Consider the following 21025-nt stretch of genomic DNA (forward strand, 5'->3'; position numbering starts at 1 on the left):
ACGGAGCACAGACATGGCCAGCGTTCCTGCAGAAACCACTGCAAATATGCCCACAACCCAGGGTGGCGGCAGCTCCGAGAGTAACAGTGACCTGTTTCTGGGATTTAACCGACTGAATCTTCTGCGCCAGATTGGCCTGATGGTAGGTCTTGCTGCCAGCGTTGCACTGGGCGTCGCGGTTGTTCTCTGGGCTCAGGAGCCGAATTATCAGCCGGTGGTGGGCGATTTGTCTGCCTATAATCCCCAGGACGTAACCACAATCCTCGACAGCAACGGTATCGACTACAAAATGGATACCCGCACCGGTGCTCTGCTGGTGCCCTCCGATCAGGTTTATAACGCCCGGTTGAAGCTGGCAGCCGAAGGCGTAACGGATCAGAAAACCATGGGCTACGAATTGCTGGACAAAGACCGTGGCCTGGGAACCTCCCAGTTCATGGAAACCGTCAGCTACCGCCGTGGTCTTGAGGGCGAACTGGCCCGTACCATCAGCAGCATGCGCGGTGTCCGTGGTGCCAGGGTTCATTTGGCCATTCCAGAGCGTTCCGTGTTTGTGAGGGATGCGCGGGATCCTTCTGCTTCAGTGTTTCTTGAGGTCTTTGCCGGTCGCCGGCCTGAACAGGAGCAGATTGCGGCTATCGTGAATCTGGTCGCCGGCAGCATCCCCATGATGAACAAGGATCAGGTTACGGTGGTGGATCAGAACGGTAACTTGCTGACCGGTAAGGAAAGCCGCGGCGATGGTGAGCGCATGTAGGACCAGTACGAATACACGTCGCGGCTGGAGGAGCGCCTCACACGCCGTGTTGCTTCCCTGATTGCCCCGATTGTGGGGGAAGGGCGCTACCGGGCGGAAGTCTCTGCCGATCTGGATTTCTCGTCGGTAGAGCAGGCAGAAGAACTGTTTAATCCGGAACAACAGGCAGTTCGTAGCGAGCGCGATCTGACAGAACAGCGTGTTGCCGGGTTTAACGGCGGTGTTCCCGGCGCACTGTCCAATCAGCCTCCTGCTGGTGCCACGGTGCCCGAACAGGTTAAAGCAAACACCGGTGACGGGGAGGGTGCAGCGCCGCCAGCGCCCGTGAATGTGCGTAAGGAATCCACCCGTAACTATGAAATGGATCGTACGGTAAGCTATACCCGGCAGGAGCTCGGGCGCGTGCGGCGAGTGACCGTTGCGCTTGCCGTTGATGATATGAAAGTGGTAGACCCGGACACCGGCGCAGTGACTTATGAAGCCTGGCCGGAGCAGGAGCTGCAGCGCTTGAGCATGCTGGTGCGGGACGCAGTTGGCTATTCCGCTGCCCGTGGCGACAGTGTCACCGTCATGAATACGGCGTTTGCTCCGGAAGAAACGGTGGAATTTGAAAGCCCCGGCTTCTGGGAGCAGCCCTGGTTCTGGGACCTGATGAAGCAGATACTGGCCGGGCTGGTTATTCTGGTGCTGGTACTGGGCTTGCTGCGCCCGACGCTGAAAAGCCTGTCCGGTGGCGGGCGCCGTGAGCGGGATGATGAGTTCGGTGCCGGTGGTTATGGCGACGCTGATGGCAACGATGCTTTGCGCCAGGCCATGTCGTCCCAGGACGACCTCCTTTTGCCGGGCGCTACAGACAGCTATGATAGGCAGCTGAATGCTCTGAAGGGGCTCATTGCCGAGGACCCGACCAGGGTTTCCCAGGTGATGCGTCAATGGGTGAATGTTGATGACTGATCAATCCGCACAGGCGGCGGGCGGTGATGCGCCCCGGAAACCCCAACGGAAAATTCCGCGGGTAGAGCAGGCTGCGATCCTGCTGATGTCGTTGGGCGAGGCCGATGCCGCTGAAGTGCTCAAGCATATGGGCCCCAAAGAGGTTCAGCGCGTGGGTGTGGCCATGGCCCAGATGAAGGACGTCAGCAAAGACGATGTCACTTATGTGCTTAATCAGTTCGTAGAGGCAGTGGGCGGTCAGACGGGTCTCGGCGTGGGCAACGATGACTATATACGGGCCATGCTTACCCAGGCACTGGGCGACGACAAGGCGGCCAGCCTGATCGACCGTATTCTCATCGGTGGCAACACCACCGGCCTGGACACCCTTAAATGGATGGAGCCGAGAGCGGTTGGTGACATCATCCGCTATGAGCATCCGCAGATTCAGGCCATTGTTATTTCCTATCTTGATCCGGATCAGGCGGCAGAAATTCTCGCAACACTGGACGAGAAGGTGCGCCTGGATGTGATGATGCGTGTGGCCACACTGGAAAGCATCCAGCCCCAGGCGCTGCAGGAGCTGAACGACATACTGGAAAAGCAGTTTTCCGGAGGCGCGTCGGCACAAACCAGTCGCATCGGTGGCGTGAGACGGGCTGCCGACATCATGAACTTTATGGATCGTAGCATCGAAGGGACTCTGCTGGACTCGATCAAGGACATGGATCCGGACCTGGCCACCACCATTGAAGATCTCATGTTTGTGTTCGATAACCTCAAGGATATTGACGACCGGGGTATTCAGGCCTTGCTGCGGGAGGTGTCCTCGGAAGTTCTTGTGGTGGCCCTGAAAGGTGCCGACGATGCCGTTCAGGAAAAGATTTTCAAGAACATGTCCAAGCGTGCGGCTGAGCTTCTGCAGGACGACCTGGAAGCGAAAGGGCCGGTGCGCGTCAGCGAAGTGGAATCGGCCCAGAAAGACATTATCACCATTGCCCGACGCATGGCTGAAGCGGGAGAAATCACGCTCGGCGGTGCCGGCGAAGAAATGATGTGATGAAAGATACTTCCAGAGATCCCGGCCGAATCCCGAAAGAAGAGCTGACTGCCTACGAGCGGTGGGAACTCCCATTGCTGGATGCTCGCGGCAATGAGGTTGCCCGCGAGGAAGAACGCAACGTCAAACCCCTGACAGCGGGAGATCTGGCCGACATTCGCCAGGCTGCGCGGGAAGACGGCCTTCTGGAAGGTCGTGAGCAGGGCATAGAAGAAGGCCGTGCCGAAGGCTACGAACAAGGTCATAAAGAAGGCCTGGAGGCCGGGCTGGCCGAGGGGCGGGAGCAGGGGCGAAAGGAAGGCTATGACCAAACCCGCACAGAGGTATCCGCAAGCCTGGCGCGCCTTGAAAAGATGTTGGGCGAATTGCTTCTGCCAATCCGGCAACACCAGGATGAGCTTGAGACCTCCCTGCTGAACCTCACCATGGTGCTCGCCCGGGCGGTGGTTTACCGCGAGCTCACCATTGATTCCTCGCAAATCCGGCAGGTGGTGCGCCGGGCCGTGGAAGCCCTGCCTTCGACGGCAGAGAATGTCCGCATTTACGTGCACCCGAATGACTACAGCGCTGTACGCGACGTGGCTGAGCGCTTCGAAGCGACCACCTCGGTTGTGGAAGATGACAAGGTTCTGCCAGGGGGTTGCCGGGTTGAAACCCGTAACAGCCTCGTTGATTTTACGGTTGAAAAGCGCTTTCAGCGTGCTGTCCAGACCATGCTGGAGCAGCAGACAGACGAGAATGAAGCCGGTGATGCTGAAGAACTGGGCGCGATGATGGATGATCTGACAAATTTCCAGCGGGACGTGCTGAGCTCGCCGGGCCAGGTTCCCGGGGAAGAAGCAGGCAAAGACACGCCGGCTGAAGGTGAGCGCGATGACACTCACTCTGGCTGATCGCCTGGATCGCTATCAAACCTATCTGCGTGAAGACCCGGAGCCGGAGCTGTCGGGCCGCCTCACCAGAATGGTGGGGCTGACTCTGGAGTGTGTGGGTTGCCCCATGGTTGTGGGTGATCGTTGTGAGATCAAAGGCCAGGGCACAGGCACCGTTGAAGCGGAAGTGGTGGGCTTTGAGGATGACAGAGTCTACCTGATGCCGCTGACGGCCATTGAAGGCCTCAGGCCAGGTGCCCGGGTGGTGCCGCTGGCTGCAGCCAGCCGTGTTCCCGTCGGGCCGCTGATGCTTGGCCGTGTGATGGATGGCAGTGGTGAGCCCCTTGATGGCAAAGGCCCGCTTCAGGCCGAGGCCAGAGTCCCCCTGACCGGCGATATTATTAACCCCCTGAACCGCGCGCCGGTGCGCAAGTCCATGGATGTGGGTATCCGGGCCATCAATTCCCTGCTGACCGTAGGCCAGGGGCAACGCCTGGGCCTGTTTGCGGGCAGTGGCGTGGGTAAAAGTATGCTGCTGGGCATGATGACCCGCTTTACTGATGCAGACATTACGGTTGTCGGGCTCATCGGTGAGCGGGGCCGGGAAGTAAAGGAGTTTATTGAAGATATTCTGGGCGAGGAAGGCCTGGCGAGATCCGTTGTTGTTGCCTCCCCGGCAGATGACTCACCCCTGATGCGCCTGCGCGCCGCCATGCTCACCACGCGGATCGCTGAATACTATCGGGACAAGGGCAAGCGTGTGCTTTTGCTGATGGACTCACTTACCCGGTACGCCCAGGCCCAGCGGGAAATTGCCCTGGCCGTGGGTGAGCCGCCGGCTACCAAAGGCTACCCGCCGTCTGTATTCGCCAAGCTGCCGCAGTTGGTGGAACGTACCGGCAACGGTCTGCCCGGGGGTGGCTCCATTACAGCGTTCTATACTGTGCTCACTGAAGGTGACGACCAGCAGGATCCCATCGCGGACGCTGCCAGGGCCATACTGGACGGCCATATTGTGCTTTCGCGCCGGCTGGCAGAAGAAGGGCATTATCCCGCTATCGACGTAGAGGCCTCTATCAGCCGGGTAATGCCCCAGGTAACCGAAACCGAGCATTTCTCCCGATCCCAGCGGTTCAAGCAGGTTTATTCGCGCTACCAGCAGGCCCGGGATCTGATCAGTGTGGGCGCCTATGTAAAAGGGTCCGACCCGGAAACCGACTTCGCCATCACCCACATTGGTAATATGCGCCAGTTCCTGCAGCAGGGTCTTAACGAACGTGCCTCGCTGTCCGAAAGTATTGAAGGGCTCTTGTCGGTGGTGCCCGAGCGCCGCTCACCAGAGCGCAGAAAATCGGCTGTGCCTGATCCTGCCTCTGCCAATGTCAGCAGAACCTCAGCCAACGTTGCCTCAGCCAATGCCGGTAAAGGTGTCAGTTGATGCTGCGTTCCCAACGCCTCGCCGTTGTACTTGCTCTGGAAGAACGTAAAGAGCAGGAAGCCCTTGAACAGATGGGTAAGGCCCGCAAGCTGGTGGAACAGCACAGCGAACAGGTGGCGAACCTGAACCGCTACCAGCAGGAATACCGGGATCAGATCCGTAACAGTCAGCACGGCGTGGTGCAGGTGAGCCGGTTGCAGGCATGGCAGGCATTCATTGCCCAGCTTGACCAGGTTATTCTGCAACAACAGGCGCAGCTGGCTCAGGCCGAAGCGGCTTTCGAAGCCCGTCGGCAGGAATGGCAGCGAGCCTGGGAGCGCAAGCGCGGTATGGAGAAATATATAGAAACCTGTCGCCAGCAGGAGCTCCGGGAACAGGATCTTCAGGAACAGAAACGGTCAGATGAAGCCGCAGGCCGGGCTTTTGCGCGCCGTCGTCGCTGAGCCAGGCCACGCTGCATGCAAACTCGCAGCGCTGGGCTATCCTTATACAGACACAGGTCGCCAGAATTGTGGTGGCAGTATGATTCAGTGATCACCACCGGAGGTTTTGCGGATGCCGATTCAGACCAGCCGCAGTCACGACGGTCAGACTTTGATTATCAGAATAGAAGGCCGCTTTGATTTCAGCACCCACCAGGCCTTTCGCGATGCCTACGAGCATGGCGGCACAGATGTCCGTGGTTATATTGTTGATTTAGCCGAGGCAACCTATCTCGACAGCTCCGCTCTGGGCATGCTGCTCCTGTTACGGGACTATGCCGGGGGCGACAACGCCAGTATCGCTATTGAAAACTGCAATAAGGATGTGCGCAAGATACTGACCATTTCCAATTTTGAGCAGCTCTTCACCATCCGGTGAGCGTTCGGGCAGCAGGAGTGACTCATGGATGAGCCCGGAGCGGAAAATGGCCCCCTCAAAATCCTGATTGCTGATGACAGCGACAGTGACCGCCTGATTCTGAAAACGTTGCTGAAAGGTCTTGGCCACGATGTACTTGATGCCGCCAATGGTCGCGACGCCGTCAGACTTTTTCAATCCGGAGCACCGGATATTGTGATGCTGGATGCCCTTATGCCCGCCATGGATGGTATGGAGGCCGCCCGGCAAATCAAACGGCTGGCGGGTGAGCGGATGGTGCCGGTTATCTTTGTTACCTCCCTGACAGAAGCCGGTGACCTGGCTCAATGCCTTGAGGCGGGAGGGGACGGGTTTCTGAGCAAACCCTATAACCGGCTGATGATCAAAGCCAAGATCAGCGCCTTTAACCGGATGCGCCTTCTGCACCAGGCATTGTCACGCCAGCGAGACGCCATGCGTGAGCGTAACCGGCAATTGCTGGAAGAACAGCATGTGGCCCGGCGGGTTTTCGACAATATCGCCCACACCGGGTGCCTGGATGCTGCCAACATTCGCTACCACGCGTCTCCCCTTTCGGTTTTCAGTGGCGATGTACTCTTTGCCTCGCCACGCCCTGCCGGGGGCATGCTTGTTTTTGCGGGAGACTTTACCGGCCATGGATTGCCTGCGGCCATTGGTGCCATGCCCGTGGCAGAGACCTTTTACGGCATGGCCGGTAAAGGTTTTGACGGTTCCGATATTCTTCGGGAAATTAACCAGAAACTCGCGCGCATACTGCCTAAAGACATGTTCTGCTGCGGTGTGATGGTTGAGGCTGATTTTGCGTTTAACCAGCTGAGAATCTGGAACGGAGGCCTGCCGGATGGCTGGCTGGTGCGTTCGTCCACTGAGCGTTACAGCCTGCCTTCTTTGCATTTACCCCTGGGCATTCTTGGCGCTGATCAGTTCAAGGCGGAAATGGACGTTGTCAGAACCCGCCCCGGTGACCGCTTGTTGCTGATGACTGATGGCGTGCTGGAGTGTTCTGATGCGGCGGGGAACCTTTTTGGCGAAGAGGGTGTGCGCCTCGCTCTTGAAAATGCCGGCAATGAAGGGCATCCGTTCGATGCGCTCATGAGAGGAATAGAACAGTTCACCGGGCAACTGAACTTTGGCGACGATCTGACCCTGTTCTGCCTGGAAATGATTGATGAAGCCGGGCTGGCTGTTTTACCGGATGCCCTGGAGCCTTCTTCCCTTGCCGGCCCGACAGAATGGACCTGCGAGTATGAAGTCCGTGAGCGCACGCTGGGGGAGTTCAGCCCTTTGCCGCTTTTGTTCCACATCTGCATGGAAGTGCCCGGGCTCAGGCGTAAAAGCGGAGAAATTTATACGCTGCTGTCTGAGCTGTACAATAATGCGCTGGAGCACGGCGTACTTGAGTTGCCGTCTGAATGGAAATATACGCAAGCTGGCTTCGACCGTTATTACGAAGAGCGCACTGTTCGCCTGGGCCGTGTGGGCGGGCATTATATCCGCTTCCGTTTCCACCACAAACCTGTGGGGCCGGGTGGGCGCCTGCATGTTGTTTGCGAAGACAGTGGCTCAGGGTTCGACTTCCGCAATCATCCGGCTTTGCAGTCTGCGGCGGTTGCCCATAGCGGCCCTCGCTACGGCGGGCGAGGGCTTGTGCTGTTAAAACGGTTGGCGGAATCTGTCAGATACTACGGGGAGGGAAACCGGGTGGAAGTTGTATACGAATGGTGCCCCTGAAGAGCACCGGGCAGGTCATTTCAATAGCAACAAGGGAGTTGGTCATGGTTGATACACCACACCTTGATGAAGAAGCTCTGGCCGAGCTTCAGGATGTAATGGAAGACGAGTTCGGCATATTGATTCAGACGTATCTGAATGATTCGAGAGAGCGGATTGATAATCTTAAAGCAGCCATAAGGGAAGCGGACGCAGACGCTTTTGCCAGGACAGCCCATAGCTTCAAGGGTAGTTGCATCAATATCGGAGCTCCCCGCCTTGGAGAACTGTGCCGGGATGCGGAGAAAGCCGGGCTGGAAAACCGTCTGAACGATGCGGCTCCAGCACTGGAAGCGATCGAAACCGAGTTTCAGCGGGTGACTCGTGCGCTTGAATCACTCATGGCAGGAGATGCCAGGTAGCTTTCAAGTGCATTGCATGGGGGTGCTGGCATTGCTTTTGCAACTGTTCGGGAAACCGCCTTTGAAATGGCCCCGAAACGGGCCGGATCAGGCGCCTTGCAATTAAAAGCGGCAAGAGGTTGCCATGGCACAGATGGTTCTCCCCAATACTCCTGCTCCCGGGATGCAGAGCGATGCTGGTTCTTCAAAAGTCGGTTCTGGCCGTGACTCCCGGGACAGTGGCTCCGGCGAAACCCGGTACCAGGCTGTCTCCCGTGCGGAGCAGAAGCGCCTTGATCGCCAGCAATCCGGGCGCAGTGATGAACCCCGGGATACGCGACAAGCGGGCTCGGATAACCCGAATAAAGCAGACGCCACACAGGCATCAAACCAGGTTGATCGAAACCGGAAAACCGGTGACCCGGGTGAGGGCGGTAACCCGGTTTCCGCCAGTGAAGACAGCGTCGCAGGCACAGAGACTGCTGGCGAAACCGCAGCGCCCTTGCCCGATATGGAGGCTGTCACAACGCCTGTAACCTTTACAGAATTGCAGGCGCTTTTGTTACCTGCAAACGGACAAACGGCCACAGCAGTCAGTAATCCTGGCGTCTCGGTGAATGGCCAGCCGATCAATCAGGCCGCCGGGTTGTTTGCCGGGCAGCCCGGACAAACTTCTCCGGGCATTAGTGGAGGGTTGACAGCGGGCCTCCAGATGGCCGATGGCCCGGTGCCGCTGGCCGGGGAAAAAACACTGGCTACGGACCCCGCCCGCCTTCTGACCGGCACCCGGTTTGAATCGGCGCTGGAGGTGGCCGCCCAGCAAAGCGCTACCGCAACCGGTAAAATGCTGACAGAGGCTCAGGCGCCCTTGCGAGGCTACGCAACATCAATCGATGTGCCCGTAAATCACGCAGAGTGGGGCGACAAGCTGATGGGCAAGCTCAGCTGGCTGACAGCCAAAAACCTGTCGATGGCCGAAATTCACCTGACTCCGCCGGACATGGGCCCCATGGAGGTGCGGGTTCGCGTTCAGAATGACCAGGCCAACATCACCGTGCACACAGCCAACCCTGTGGTGAGGGACCAGCTGGAACTGCATTCCCACCGGCTCAGGGATATGCTGGGAGAGCAGGGCCTTGCTCTCGCCCAGTTTGATGTTTCCGACAACCCCGGCCATCAGCACGGCGAGCAGGGTGGGGAACAGGGAGAGGCTGCCTTCGCCGGTTCAGGCGCCAGGGGCACAGTTCTCGACAATGGCGGTGATGAGATACAAACGGGCAGTCTTGATCTTGGCTGGAAGGGTACAGTCGATATTTTTGCGTGAATGCCAGCGCCTGGACCTGGCCACAGGCGCCAATCCGCTTTGCCCATCTCTCCATGCAACGCTAAACTGCGGTCCTGAGCGGAGGTTTGGGGCTTTTGGCCCGCCCTTTGCAGCTAAATTGTGAAAGTCATCGAACAGCACGATCACCGACGGATTTCTGGCGGAAAAGACTATGGCACAAAGCAGCACAGCTGAGGCAGTACCGGCCAGGAAAGGAAAACTCAAGCTCATTATCCTGATAGCCGTGGCGCTGATCCTGGCAATAGCGCTATCCATTGCAGGCACCCTGTGGTTTCTGGGTGACGGCATACCCGGAATGGGCGACGATGTTGCAGGCGAAAATGCGGTGGCGGAAGAAGTGTTTACACCCAGTGTTTACATGGGTATTGAAAAAGCCCTGGTAACAACAGTGCAGGGGGAGGGACGCCAGCGATACGCCCAGGTGTATCTGTCCTTTGAGGCGAAGGATCCTCAGGCGCTGACTGCGGCAAAACTGCATTTGCCCCTGATCCGGAGCCAGCTGGTTACGGTGCTGGGGAGCAGCAGTTTTACCGAGCTGCAAACGCCAGAGGGGCGCGCGGGCCTGGCAGACACCATGCTGGCCACGGTCAATCAGGTGCTGGAGCAGGAGGGTGAGCCATCCATAAATCGGGTACTGTTCCGGAACTTCGTGGTTCAATAGGCTTTTCAGCGGCAGGATAAGGTATGCAGGATTTACTGTCACAGGATGAAATTGATGCGCTCCTTCATGGCGTGGATGAAGGTGACATTGATACCTATGAAGAAAGCGATGAAACCGGTGTAAAGTCCTACGATCTCGCCAGCCAGGATCGTATTGTCCGGGGCCGGATGCCCACCCTTGAAATGATCAACGAGCGCTTCGCCCGATACACTCGCATCAGCCTGTTCAATCTTCTGCGCCGTAATGCGGATGTTTCCACCGGCGGCGTACAGATCATGAAATTCGGTGAATACGTTCACACGCTCTACGTGCCCACGAGCCTGAATCTTTGCAAAGTGCGCCCGCTTCGGGGCACCTCCCTGTTTGTTCTGGATGCCAAGCTGGTGTTCAAGCTGGTTGACAACTTTTTCGGCGGCGAAGGGCGGCATGCCAAAATCGAGGGGCGTGAGTTCACGCCAACGGAAAACCGGATTGTACAGATGGTGCTCAATCAGGTTTTTACCGATATGCGGGAAGCCTGGCAGGCAGTCATCAAAGTGGACTTTGAGTACCTGAATTCCGAAGTAAACCCGGCCATGGCCAATATTGTCAGCCCCAGTGAAGTTGTCGTGGTCAGCACCTTTCACATTGAGCTGGACGGCGGCGGGGGTGAGCTGCACTTTGCCTTGCCCTATTCCATGATCGAACCTATCCGGGATGTACTGGATGCCGGCGTGCAAAGCGACATCGACGATGTGGATGAACGCTGGGTGGGCGCGCTACAGGAAGACATCAAAGAAGTGGAAGTACCGGTAAACACCACGGTTTGCAGGCGCCGCATTTCCCTGCGCGAAGTCGCAAAACTCAAAGCCGGCGATATCATACCGGTAGAAGTGCCCGAATACCTCACAGTAACCGCGAATGGCATTCCGATATACAAGGCAACCATGGGAACCCGGGACGGCAAACTGGCGCTGAGAATTCATGAACGGGCAGAGCGCCGAAAAGTGAAAAAACAACTGAAGGTAGAACGTAATGGCTGAAGACAACAAAGATGGTCAGGAGCTGAGCGAGGACGAAAAGCTGGCGGCCGAATGGGAGGCAGCCATGGAAGAGTCCGGTGATGAAAGCTCCGGAGGGTCCCGGGATGATGAGTGGGCCCGGGCCATGAAAGAGGCGGGAAAGACCGCTGCCGGTGACCGCACGGGAAACAATGCCGACAACAATGTTGTTACCGCGCCCATGGAAGAGTTTGACGAAGGCGCCACGGGCGGGCAGGGAGACGGGCCAGCACCGGACCTGGACGTGATTCTGGACATTCCTGTCAGCATCTCCATGGAGGTGGGCAATACCCAGATACCCATCCGCAATCTCCTGCAGCTGAACCAGGGCTCGGTAATTGAATTGGACCGGCTGGCGGGCGAGCCGCTGGATGTGCTGGTGAACGGCACGCTCATTGCCCACGGTGAGGTGGTTATGGTGAACGAAAAGTTTGGCATTCGCCTGACCGATGTGATCAGCCCCGGTGAACGCATCAAGCGGTTGCAGAAATAACATGTGGTTAAAAACGACAGCAGCATCATTGCTTGTGCTGGCCACACCCGTGTTTGCGGAGGAGGCAGCGAAAGCCAGGCCAAGCGCTGCAGCAACCACCGGCGGCAACGCACCGGACACCCTGGGCACATTGCTTAGCCTGGGCGCGGGCCTGCTGGCGGTGATTGCGATTATCTACGGCTGCGCCTGGATAATCCGCCGTATGAACGGCATGACCGGAATGAACAACAATGCCATCAAGGTCGTTTCTGTAATGGCCATCGGAGCCCGCGAGCGCATTGCCTTGATTGAAGTGGGCGGCCAGCAGATCCTTCTGGGGATCACACCATCGGCCATACGCACGCTGCAGGTGTTTGAAGAGCCGGTTGTGGATGCCGGCAGTGGCAACTCCGGGGATTTTGCCCGGCGCCTGCAAAGTATGATCGGAAAATCCTGGACAGCTCCGAACAAGGAATGAACCGGCCCATGACAGCGGCAACCCCCAAACGACTCATTGCAATCCTTGTGGTACTCGCCGGCCTGTTCTGGGCTCCATTGGCGCTGGCGGACCTGCCGGGTATTCCCGCGTTCACGGTTCAGCCGGGTGAAGGTGAGGGCGTTCAGGAATACTCGGTAACACTGCAGATTCTGGCGCTGATGACAGCGCTGACGTTTCTGCCGGCCATGCTGATGATGATGACGTCCTTCACCCGCATCATCGTGGTGTTTGCAATCCTGCGCCAGGCCCTGGGCCTGCAGGCTACCCCCTCCAACCAGATACTCCTCGGGCTGGCCCTGTTTCTGAGTATTTTTATCATGAAGCCGGTACTGGAAGAAGCTAACCGCGCGGGGTTGCAGCCCTATATGCAGGAGGAAGTGACCTCCCTTGAAGCGGTAGAGCTCGCCAGCGAGCCCTTCAAGAAGTTCATGCTGGAGCAGACCCGGGAAGATGATCTGGCGTTATTCATGCGTATCGCCGACGTGCAATACGATACAGCCCGGGATGTATCCTTCTGGATACTCATGCCGGCGTTCGTGACCAGCGAGCTCAAAACCGCGTTCCAGATCGGGTTTATACTGTTTATCCCGTTTCTGATTATCGACATGGTTGTGGCCAGTGTACTCATGGCCATGGGTATGATGATGCTGTCGCCAATCATCATTTCGCTGCCGTTCAAAATCATGCTGTTTGTTCTGGTAGACGGCTGGGCCCTGATCATGGGCACACTCGCCGCCAGTTATGGCATATAGGAGGAAGCCATGACTCCCGAAACCGTTATCGACATAGTGCGGGAAGCCCTGTGGATGATTGTGCTACTGGCCTCCGTCATCATTGGCCCCGGGCTGGTGATAGGCCTGGTTGTCAGTACCTTCCAGGCTGCGACACAGATCAACGAACAAACCCTGAGCTTTCTGCCACGCCTTCTTGTTACGCTCATCGTGATTATTGTCATGGGCCCCTGGATGCTGACCAAACTTCTGGATCATGCGCACCGGCTGATCTCCAGCATTCCTTTCCTGATCGGCTGATTCATGACTCCGGCTGAGTTCAGTGCAGACATACTGGGCCAGTGGGTTGGCCAGCACCTCTGGCCGCTGTTCCGGCTTGCCAGCTTTCTGATGGTCATACCCATTTTCGGTACCCAGCTGGTGCCGGCCAGGGTTCGGCTGGGGCTGGCGCTGTTGATGACCATCCTGATCGTACCCATGATTCCGGAAGCGCCCCGGGTTGAAGCCCTGAGTGCTGATGCGGTTGTTATCACATTGCAGCAGATCCTGATCGGCGTAGGCATGGGGTTTGCACTGACTGCGCTCTGGCAGCTTTTTGTGATTGCCGGCCAGATGATTGCCATGCAGATGGGCCTGGGCTTCGCATCCATGGTTGACCCCGCCAATGGTATCAACGTGCCGGTGCTGTCGCAGATCTACACGATTACGGTTACCCTGCTGTTTCTGGCCATGAACGGCCATCTGGTAGCGTTTGAAGTGTTCATCGAAAGCTTCCGGACCCTGCCGGTTGGTATGGAGGGCCTGGGCCAGGTAGGGGTCTGGGAACTGGCCCACAGAATAAGCTGGATGTTCACCTCCGCCATGCTCCTTGCTCTGCCTGCGGTGACCGCGGTACTTATCGTAAGCATCTCATTCGGCGTAATGACCCGCGCCGCGCCGCAGATGAATATCTTCGCCCTGGGTTTTCCGATTGGCCTGATTTTTGGATTGTTTGCCATATGGGTGCTGCATGCCAATTTTCTGCCGCACTTTGAAGCCTACACCCGACAAACCTTTGAGTTTATGCGGGGCCTTCAGGGACAACCCTGACCCATGGCCCAAGAGTTAAAAAATGGCTGAAGAAAACGACAACAGTCAGGAAAAAACCGAAGAGGCCACCCCCCGAAGGCTCGAAAAAGCCCGGGAGGATGGCCAGACTGCCCGCTCAAAAGAGCTGGCTACCATGGCGGTTCTGATCGCCGGTGCCGGTGGCTTGCTGATATTCGGGACCCATCTGGGTGCCTCACTGGAAGCCATCATGCGTGATAGCTTTGTGCTTGAACGCTCCGCGGTATTCGATACCCGGCACATGAGCATTCAACTGATGGCGGCTGCCAAAGAAGCAGCCTGGGCGCTCTCGCCCATCCTTGTACTCCTGCTTATAGCCGCCATCGCCGGTTCCATTGGCATAGGCGGTTTACTGTTCAGCGGCAAAGCCATAGCCCCCAAACTCAATCGCATGGACCCCATCAAAGGCCTGGGCCGGATGTTCTCCACGCGCTCCCTGATAGAACTGGTCAAGGCCATCGCCAAAGTCGGTCTGGTGATGGCCCTGGCGATTCTCATACTGGACATTCGCACGGAAGACTTGCTGGCCATTGCCGAAGAACCGGCGGTGCCAGCCATGGAACACGTGCTCTGGACTCTGGGCTGGAGTTTCTTCCTGCTTGCCTGCGCCACTATCATCATTGCCATGATTGATGTGCCGTTCCAGATTTATGATCACCAGAAAAAACTGAGAATGACCAAGCAGGAAGTCAAGGACGAGTACAAGGACACGGAAGGCAAGCCGGAAGTCAAAGGCAAGATCCGCCAGCTCCAGCGCGAAATGGCCCAGCGCCGTATGATGCAGGATGTTCCCACGGCGGACGTGGTCATCACCAACCCGACCCATTATGCGGTGGCGCTGAAGTACGATTCAAACTCCATGGCGGCGCCTATGGTTGTGGCTAAAGGTGCGGATGAAATTGCCTTCAAGATCATGGAAATTGCCCGCGAGCACAAAGTCGAAGTTCTGCGAACGCCGCCGTTAACCCGGGCTGTGTATCACAATAGCGACATCGGCGACGAAATTCCTGATGGTCTTTACATGGCCATAGCGCAGGTTCTGGCTTACGTGTTTCAGCTGCGGCAGTTCCGCAAGGGGCGTGGGCCTAAGCCTGGCATGCCTGATTTTCCGATTCCCTCAGATTTGCGGCGGGATATTTGACCTCGGTTTTGTCCTGCTGGCTTTGAGGTCTGGCTGATGGCTTGGGTTCCCAGTCTGCGGGTTTGGGGGAGAGTGGTGGTGGCTGGCCTTTCCAGGACACGCTACGAGCCCATCCATGGGCGCTTGACGGTTTTTGGGAGGGGCCCCACATGGCAGCTTGCACTAGCACTGGAAGGCTAGGGACAGACTTAAAGGTCTCGTAGCGTTTTTTGGGAGGCAGCCCCGCATGACAGCCCGCACCAAACTGGCAGGCTACCGTTGAGGTCAGTCTCCTCTGTTCTCGTAAATCGCCTTACCCCAGGCTTCGCGGCTGCCTGGGAGTATCAGGTTCAGGATGATGGCGGCCACTGCACACAGGGCGATACCCTCAAGGTGGCCCAGAACCATGCCGCCGATGCCGAACACCAGGGTAACACCCACGATAACCAGGTTACGCGCCTGAGAAAGATCAACCTGGTGGCGAATCAGCGTGCTCATGCCAACAACCGCAATAGAACCGAACAGCAGGCACAGGATGCCGCCCATAACCGGCACCGGAATCGTCTGCAGGGCAGCGCCGAATTTGCCGACAAAGGCCAGGACGATGGCAGTGCACGCCGCCCACCACATAACCCTGGGATTGAAGTTGCGGGTCAGCATTACCGCACCGGTTACTTCAGAGTAAGTCGTGTTGGGTGGCCCGCCAAACATGGCGGCAGCGCTGGTGGCCAGGCCGTCACCCAGCAGGGTCCGGTGCAGGCCGGGTTTTTCCAGATAGTTTTTCCGGGTCACGTTACCAATCGCCAGAATATCCCCGATGTGTTCAATGGCCGGGGCGATGGCAACCGGGACCATGAACAGGACGGCACCCCAGCTGAACGCCGGCGCCACGAAGGCGGGAACCGCAAGCCAAGGGGCCTGTTGGATGGGCGTAGTATCAACAATGCCCGCGAATGCAGACAGAACGTAGCCGACAATCACCCCAAACATAATCGGAATCAGGCGAAAGATGCCCCTGGCCCAGACCGAAGCAACAATGGTTACAGCCAGGGAAATCATCGCGATCCAAAGGGCTGTATCCTGCGGAATCAGCTGGGTGGCGCCATCACCGGTGCGACCAGAGGCCATGTGCACCGCCACAGGCGCCAGCCCCAGGCCGATCACCATGATAACCGGGCCGATAACCACGGGCGGCAGCAGGCGGGTAACAAAACCGGTGCCGCGCAGTCGGATTGCGCCGCTGAGCAGAACATAAAGGATACCTGCAGCCATCAGGCCACCAAGGGTTTCCTCGAGGCCGAATTTTCCCTTGGAGGCGATAACCGGTGCGATAAACGCAAAAGACGAAGCCAGGAAAATGGGAATCTGCCCGCCGGTTACTATATGGAAAATCAGTGTGCCTATGCCGGCGGTGAACAGTGCAACGTTGGGATCAAGGCCAGTGATCAGCGGCATCAACACCAGGGCGCCAAAGGCGACCAGCAGCATCTGGGAACCTGCGATAGCCTGCTTCCAGGTGGAGTCCGAAGAGTGGTCTTCCATGGTCAGACGTCCTTCTGCTTGGTGCCGAAGATTTTGTCGCCGGCATCACCAAGCCCGGGCAGGATATAGCCTTTTTCATTCAGACACTCGTCAACAGACGCCGTATAGATGGAAACGTCGGGATGTGCGTCCAGAACCTTCTTTATGCCTTCCGGAGCTGCCACAAGCACCAGTGCCCGAATTTCGGTACTTCCGGCCTTTTTCAGCAGGTCAATGGTAGAAATCATTGAACCACCGGTGGCAACCATGGGATCAACAATCAGTGCCATACGCTGATCCAGTTCGCCCACCAGTTTTTCCAGGTAGGTATTGGCCTCCAGCGTTTCCTCGTTGCGGATCTGGCCCACAACGCTGACCCGTGCCACAGGCACCAGGCTCAGCACGCCATCCAGCATACCGAGCCCGGCCCGCAGAATGGGCACGATGGTAATTTTTTTCCCGTGGATCTGTTCCACAGTCACTGGCCCGGCCCAGCCCTCAATGGTCTTTTCCTGAAGATTAAAGTCCTTGGTGGCCTCGTAGGTGAGCAGCGCCCCGATTTCCTGTGCCAGTTCACGGAAATTCTTGGTACTGATGTCGGCACGGCGCATAAGGCCGAGCTTGTGTTGGATCAGGGGGTGTTTTACCTCGTGGATCGGCATGGTCTCACCTGCTTCTTGGTCCGGGATGTGGGGGTTGGGATTCAATGTCGCAAATCAAGTGGCGCAAGGATAACGCATCTTGGAAGGTGAGTCAGGCAGGCAAAGCCAACTGTGAAACGAAAATTTGAACACAGTGGTATGGATCTTGCGGTTACCGGAGTAAAGACACTTTGGCGTCAGAATTCCGACCTTTTTAACGCCTTCAGAAACCGCAAATCGGAGATGCTTCGGGCATGGACAGAGCTTTAGTCCTGAATAATGTCAAATCCCTGACGCGGGGTAACCTCGGCATACCCGTCATGTTGATGGGGCTTCTGGGCATGATGATCCTGCCCATGCCGGCCTTTTTGCTGGATGTGTTCTTCACATTCAATATCACGCTTTCGATCGTCATACTGCTGGTGTGTGTGTACGCACTGCGCCCCATGGAGTTCGCCTCTTTTCCTACGGTGCTGCTGGTGGCAACCCTGTTGCGTCTGGCGCTGAACGTGGCATCCACGCGGATTGTCCTGCTCAACGGCCATGAGGGTGGTGATGCTGCAGGTAAGGTAATTGAATCCTTTGGTGCGGTGCTGATTGGCGGCAACTATGCGGTTGGTCTCGTGGTATTTGCCATTTTGATGATCATTAACTTCCTGGTGGTCACCAAAGGTGCCGGCCGGGTTTCGGAGGTGAGCGCACGCTTTACCCTGGATGCCATGCCCGGTAAGCAGATGGCCATTGATGCCGACCTCAACGCGGGACTGGTCAACCAGGATGAGGCCAGGCACCGGCGCGAGGAGATAGCGCAGGAAGCGGACTTTTACGGCTCCATGGACGGTGCTTCCAAGTTTGTAAAAGGCGATGCCATTGCCGGCCTGCTGATCCTCGCCATCAATATTATTGGTGGGGTTTCCATCGGCATGATCCAGCATGGCCTTGATTTTGGCCTGGCCATGGAGCGTTATGCCCTGCTCACCATTGGCGACGGCCTGGTTGCCCAGATTCCGTCGCTGCTGCTTTCAACGTCCGCCGCCATCATGGTCACCCGGGTTACGTCCAGCCAGGATATGGGTGGCCAGATTCTCAAGCAGATGTTTACGGCGCCCAAGGCCCTGGCCATTGCTGCGGCTATTCTGATTTTGCTGGGTCTGATTCCTGGTATGCCCCACGTTGCCTTCCTCGGGCTTGGCGGGCTTGCTGCTGCCGGTGCCTGGTTTATCTGGAAAAAAGACCGGCAGACGGTCGAAGAAGGCGGCACTTTCCCCAGCCGTGGCGGCGCGGGCGTTGTGTCCGGCGCCGGTGCCCGCGACCTGCCTCTGGCGGGCGATGCCGGTGGGGATCAGGGGCGTCAGTTACCTGCGCCGGGAGAAACCCGCGAGCTTGGCTGGGACGACGTCGCAACAGTGGACATTGTCGGCCTGGAAGTCGGCTACCGCCTGATACCCCTGGTTGATAAATCCCAGGGTGGCCAACTGCTCAGCCGCATCAAAGGCGTGCGTAAAAAGCTGTCACAGGACATGGGTTTTCTGATGCCCTCGGTGCACATACGCGACAACCTGGATCTGATGCCCAATGTGTACCGCATTACGCTGATGGGCGTAACCATCGCAGAAGCCGAAATCCACCCCGACCGGGAGCTGGCTATAGATCCCGGCCAGGTGTTTGGAAAAATAGAGGGAATAGAAGGCAAAGACCCGGCCTTCGGGCTTGATGCGAGCTGGATCGAGCCGGAGAAGAAGGACCAGGCCCAGACGCTGGGTTACACCGTGGTGGACGCCAGCACGGTTGTGGCTACGCATCTTAACCAGGTTCTGCAGAAGCACGCCCATGAGCTGCTGGGGCACGAAGAAGTCCAGAAATGGCTGGACCAACTCGAGAAAATTTCGCCCAAGCTTGCGGAAGAACTGGTGCCCACGACCCTGTCCATCAGCCTGCTGTTGAGGGTGCTGCAGAACCTGCTCAAGGAGGAGGTGCCAATCCGGGATATGCGTTCTATCGCCGAAGCTCTGGTGAACGTGCATCCCAAGAGCCAGGATCCGAAACTGCTGACTACGGTGGCGCGCCAGGCCTTGCGCCGGATGATTGTTCAGAGCATCTGTGGCAATGAACAGGAAATACCGGTTATTACCCTGGACCCCGATCTGGAACAGTTATTGCTTAAGTCTGTACAGCAGAGTCAACAATCTGGCGGCCAGGAGGATATTGGCATGGTTCTGGAGCCGAATATGGTAGAGAAGCTGCAGCGCTCTCTGCAGGACAGCGTGCAGCGCCAGGAGATGCTGGGCAAGCCCGCCATTCTGCTGGTTTCCGGCCCCTTGCGCCCGGTGCTTGCCAGGTTCGCCAGTTACGGTGTAGAGCGGTTACACGTGCTCTCCTACCAGGAAATACCGGATAACAAACAGATTACGATCGTGGCGTCCGTGGGACAGTAATACACGCGGCTGAAAAGACGGACAGCGCAGCAACAGCGTTGCCGGTGGAGGATGCAATATCATGAAAGTGAAACGTTTTTTTGCCAAGAGTATGGCCGAAGCGCTGAAACAGGTCAGCGAACAGATGGGGCCGGACGCTGTCATTCTTTCCAATCGCCGGGTAGACGGTGGTGTTGAAATCGTCACCGCTCTGGACTACGACGAAAACATGGCGCGGCAGAGCCTTGGCGAGCAGGCCAGTGAGGCGACGAACGGAGCCCGCCTTGCAGAAATGCAGGCGGAACGCCACCGCCGGCTGGAAGAGGAACTGAGCCGCTCACGTACCCGTATTCGGGAAGTACGGGAAAGCCGGGCAGCGCGTGGCCGGGGTTATGCTGAGGCAACCTTCACGGGATTGGACGAACAAGCCGGCGAGGGACTTGATGATCCGGCGCCCGGTGGCATCAACAGCAATGCGGATTATTCCGATGAGTTTGCCCGCATGCGCGCGGAAATAAGCTCTTTGCGGGATCTTGTCAGTGGCCAGCGCGATGAGCCGGAAAAACCCGGCACCAGTGCGGTTCAACAGCGGCTGGCGGAGCGCTTGCAGGAGTTTGGCCTGAGCCCGGATCTGGCCGGGTCGCTTTCCCGGCGTCACAAGGGCGGTAAACTGGACGACGGCTGGAAGCAGTCACTGAAAATGCTTGTCACCGGCGTGCGCACACCCCGGCAGGAATGGCTGGACGTAGGCGGCGTATACGCGCTGGTTGGCCCGACCGGTTCCGGCAAGACCACCACCATAGGTAAACTGGCTGCACGCTATGTGTTGAAGCATGGTGCCGATTCGCTGGCGCTGGTCACTACAGACAGGTACCGGGTTGCCGCGCACGAGCAGCTTTTCGTTTTTGGTCGTATTCTGAATGTTCCGGTTCGCGTTGTGGACGAAAGCAACACGCTGGATGATATTCTTGACGAGTTGTCGGATCGTCATCTGGTACTGATTGATACTGCGGGGCTGACCAGCTCCGACAAGGGATACCAGGAGCAGTTGTCAGAACTGGCCCGCAGTCATCACGGCATACGTACGCATCTGGTGGTTTCCGCAACCAGCCAGCCGCGCATCATGAAATCCGTCTGGCATTGCTATAAGATGGCAGGCTTGACGGGCTGTGTAATGACAAAAATTGACGAAGCCCTGACTCTGGGTGAATCTCTGGGTTTTGTAATGGAAACCGGTTTGCCGGTGGCATATTACACGGATGGACAAAAGATCCCGGGAGACCTGCATCATGCCGAGGCCGTTCCGCTTGTGCGTCTGGCAGCTGAGCGTCTTAAATTGCTTCAGCGGCAGGCTTCTGCAGAGGGAATATCTGGCACAGAACGCCCGCGGGAAACTGCATGAGGCGATGAAGATCCGGGTT

Annotated in this window: 20 protein-coding genes and 1 pseudogene; 19 read left to right on the plus strand and 2 right to left on the minus strand. The window is 57.6% G+C overall.

Annotated elements, in window-relative coordinates; all coding sequences use genetic code 11:
* Positions 1-13: 13 nt before the first annotated feature.
* The 17 genes and pseudogenes from fliF (at position 14) to flhB (ending at position 15049) form a co-directional block, all read left to right on the plus strand.
* Positions 14-1711 (plus strand): annotated as a pseudogene (gene fliF, locus CDH48_RS19570) (flagellar basal-body MS-ring/collar protein FliF).
* On the plus strand, positions 1704-2750 hold the full coding sequence (gene fliG / locus CDH48_RS05465) for a flagellar motor switch protein FliG (protein WP_100687731.1): 1047 nt from the start codon (positions 1704-1706) through the stop codon (positions 2748-2750). The pseudogene fliF and the gene fliG overlap by 8 nt, the downstream one beginning before the upstream one ends.
* A complete protein-coding gene (locus CDH48_RS05470; RefSeq protein ID WP_100687732.1) occupies positions 2750-3643 on the plus strand; it encodes a flagellar assembly protein FliH in 894 nt (297 codons plus the stop codon). Before fliG ends, CDH48_RS05470 begins: the two co-directional genes overlap by 1 nt.
* Positions 3624-5060, plus strand: a complete 1437-nt coding sequence (gene fliI / locus CDH48_RS05475; protein WP_100687733.1) for a flagellar protein export ATPase FliI — start codon at positions 3624-3626, stop codon at positions 5058-5060. Before CDH48_RS05470 ends, fliI begins: the two co-directional genes overlap by 20 nt.
* Positions 5060-5503: a flagellar export protein FliJ gene (fliJ, locus tag CDH48_RS05480; protein WP_100687734.1), complete on the plus strand. Its 444-nt coding sequence runs from the start codon at positions 5060-5062 to the stop codon at positions 5501-5503. The genes fliI and fliJ overlap by 1 nt, the downstream gene beginning before the upstream one ends.
* A 112-nt stretch (positions 5504-5615) precedes the next feature.
* Positions 5616-5921 carry an STAS domain-containing protein gene (locus CDH48_RS05485; RefSeq protein ID WP_100687735.1) on the plus strand — a complete coding sequence of 102 codons (306 nt, stop codon included), beginning with the start codon at positions 5616-5618 and terminating at the stop codon, positions 5919-5921.
* A 24-nt stretch (positions 5922-5945) separates the two neighbouring features.
* On the plus strand, positions 5946-7673 hold the full coding sequence (locus CDH48_RS05490; RefSeq protein WP_100687736.1) for an ATP-binding SpoIIE family protein phosphatase: 1728 nt from the start codon (positions 5946-5948) through the stop codon (positions 7671-7673).
* 44 nt (positions 7674-7717) lie between these two features.
* Positions 7718-8074, plus strand: a complete 357-nt coding sequence (locus CDH48_RS05495; RefSeq protein WP_100688085.1) for an Hpt domain-containing protein — start codon at positions 7718-7720, stop codon at positions 8072-8074.
* A 124-nt stretch (positions 8075-8198) separates the two neighbouring features.
* The gene (locus tag CDH48_RS05500; protein ID WP_100687737.1) at positions 8199-9377 is read left to right on the plus strand and encodes a flagellar hook-length control protein FliK; all 1179 of its coding nucleotides are present in this window, start codon (positions 8199-8201) and stop codon (positions 9375-9377) included.
* A gap of 172 nt (positions 9378-9549) precedes the next feature.
* Positions 9550-10059, plus strand: coding sequence for a flagellar basal body-associated FliL family protein (locus CDH48_RS05505; RefSeq protein ID WP_100687738.1), 510 nt, complete (start codon positions 9550-9552; stop codon positions 10057-10059).
* A gap of 23 nt (positions 10060-10082) precedes the next feature.
* Positions 10083-11081 carry a flagellar motor switch protein FliM gene (fliM, locus tag CDH48_RS05510; RefSeq protein ID WP_100687739.1) on the plus strand — a complete coding sequence of 333 codons (999 nt, stop codon included), beginning with the start codon at positions 10083-10085 and terminating at the stop codon, positions 11079-11081.
* Entirely contained in the window at positions 11074-11592 is a 519-nt protein-coding gene (gene fliN, locus CDH48_RS05515; RefSeq protein WP_100687740.1) for a flagellar motor switch protein FliN, read from the plus strand. The genes fliM and fliN overlap by 8 nt, the downstream gene beginning before the upstream one ends.
* Before the next feature lies 1 nt (position 11593).
* Positions 11594-12049: a flagellar biosynthetic protein FliO gene (gene fliO / locus CDH48_RS05520; protein WP_100687741.1), complete on the plus strand. Its 456-nt coding sequence runs from the start codon at positions 11594-11596 to the stop codon at positions 12047-12049.
* Positions 12050-12057: 8 nt separating this feature from the next.
* Complete coding sequence (fliP, locus tag CDH48_RS05525) at positions 12058-12822, plus strand: flagellar type III secretion system pore protein FliP (RefSeq protein ID WP_100687742.1); 765 nt, start codon at positions 12058-12060, stop codon at positions 12820-12822.
* A 9-nt stretch (positions 12823-12831) separates the two neighbouring features.
* Positions 12832-13101, plus strand: a complete 270-nt coding sequence (fliQ, locus tag CDH48_RS05530) for a flagellar biosynthesis protein FliQ (protein WP_096781298.1) — start codon at positions 12832-12834, stop codon at positions 13099-13101.
* A gap of 3 nt (positions 13102-13104) precedes the next feature.
* Complete coding sequence (gene fliR / locus CDH48_RS05535) at positions 13105-13890, plus strand: flagellar biosynthetic protein FliR (RefSeq protein ID WP_100687743.1); 786 nt, start codon at positions 13105-13107, stop codon at positions 13888-13890.
* A gap of 22 nt (positions 13891-13912) precedes the next feature.
* Positions 13913-15049, plus strand: a complete 1137-nt coding sequence (gene flhB / locus CDH48_RS05540) for a flagellar biosynthesis protein FlhB (RefSeq protein WP_100687744.1) — start codon at positions 13913-13915, stop codon at positions 15047-15049.
* Between the two features lie 264 nt (positions 15050-15313).
* Here the strand turns inward: flhB and CDH48_RS05545 are convergent, their stop codons facing one another.
* Both CDH48_RS05545 and upp read right to left on the minus strand, forming a co-directional pair.
* On the minus strand, positions 15314-16570 hold the full coding sequence (locus CDH48_RS05545) for a uracil-xanthine permease family protein (RefSeq protein ID WP_100687745.1): 1257 nt from the start codon (positions 16568-16570) through the stop codon (positions 15314-15316).
* A gap of 2 nt (positions 16571-16572) precedes the next feature.
* On the minus strand, positions 16573-17211 hold the full coding sequence (upp, locus tag CDH48_RS05550) for a uracil phosphoribosyltransferase (RefSeq protein WP_100687746.1): 639 nt from the start codon (positions 17209-17211) through the stop codon (positions 16573-16575).
* Positions 17212-17444: 233 nt separating this feature from the next.
* On the opposite strand from upp, the gene flhA reads away from it, so the two are divergent.
* Together flhA and flhF are read left to right on the plus strand one after the other, a co-directional pair.
* Complete coding sequence (flhA, locus tag CDH48_RS05555) at positions 17445-19625, plus strand: flagellar biosynthesis protein FlhA (RefSeq protein WP_100687747.1); 2181 nt, start codon at positions 17445-17447, stop codon at positions 19623-19625.
* 61 nt (positions 19626-19686) lie between these two features.
* Positions 19687-21006, plus strand: a complete 1320-nt coding sequence (flhF, locus tag CDH48_RS05560) for a flagellar biosynthesis protein FlhF (protein WP_100687748.1) — start codon at positions 19687-19689, stop codon at positions 21004-21006.
* Positions 21007-21025 lie beyond the last annotated feature (19 nt).

Source organism: Marinobacter aromaticivorans (assembly GCF_002806975.1).
GTDB lineage: Bacteria > Pseudomonadota > Gammaproteobacteria > Pseudomonadales > Oleiphilaceae > Marinobacter > Marinobacter aromaticivorans.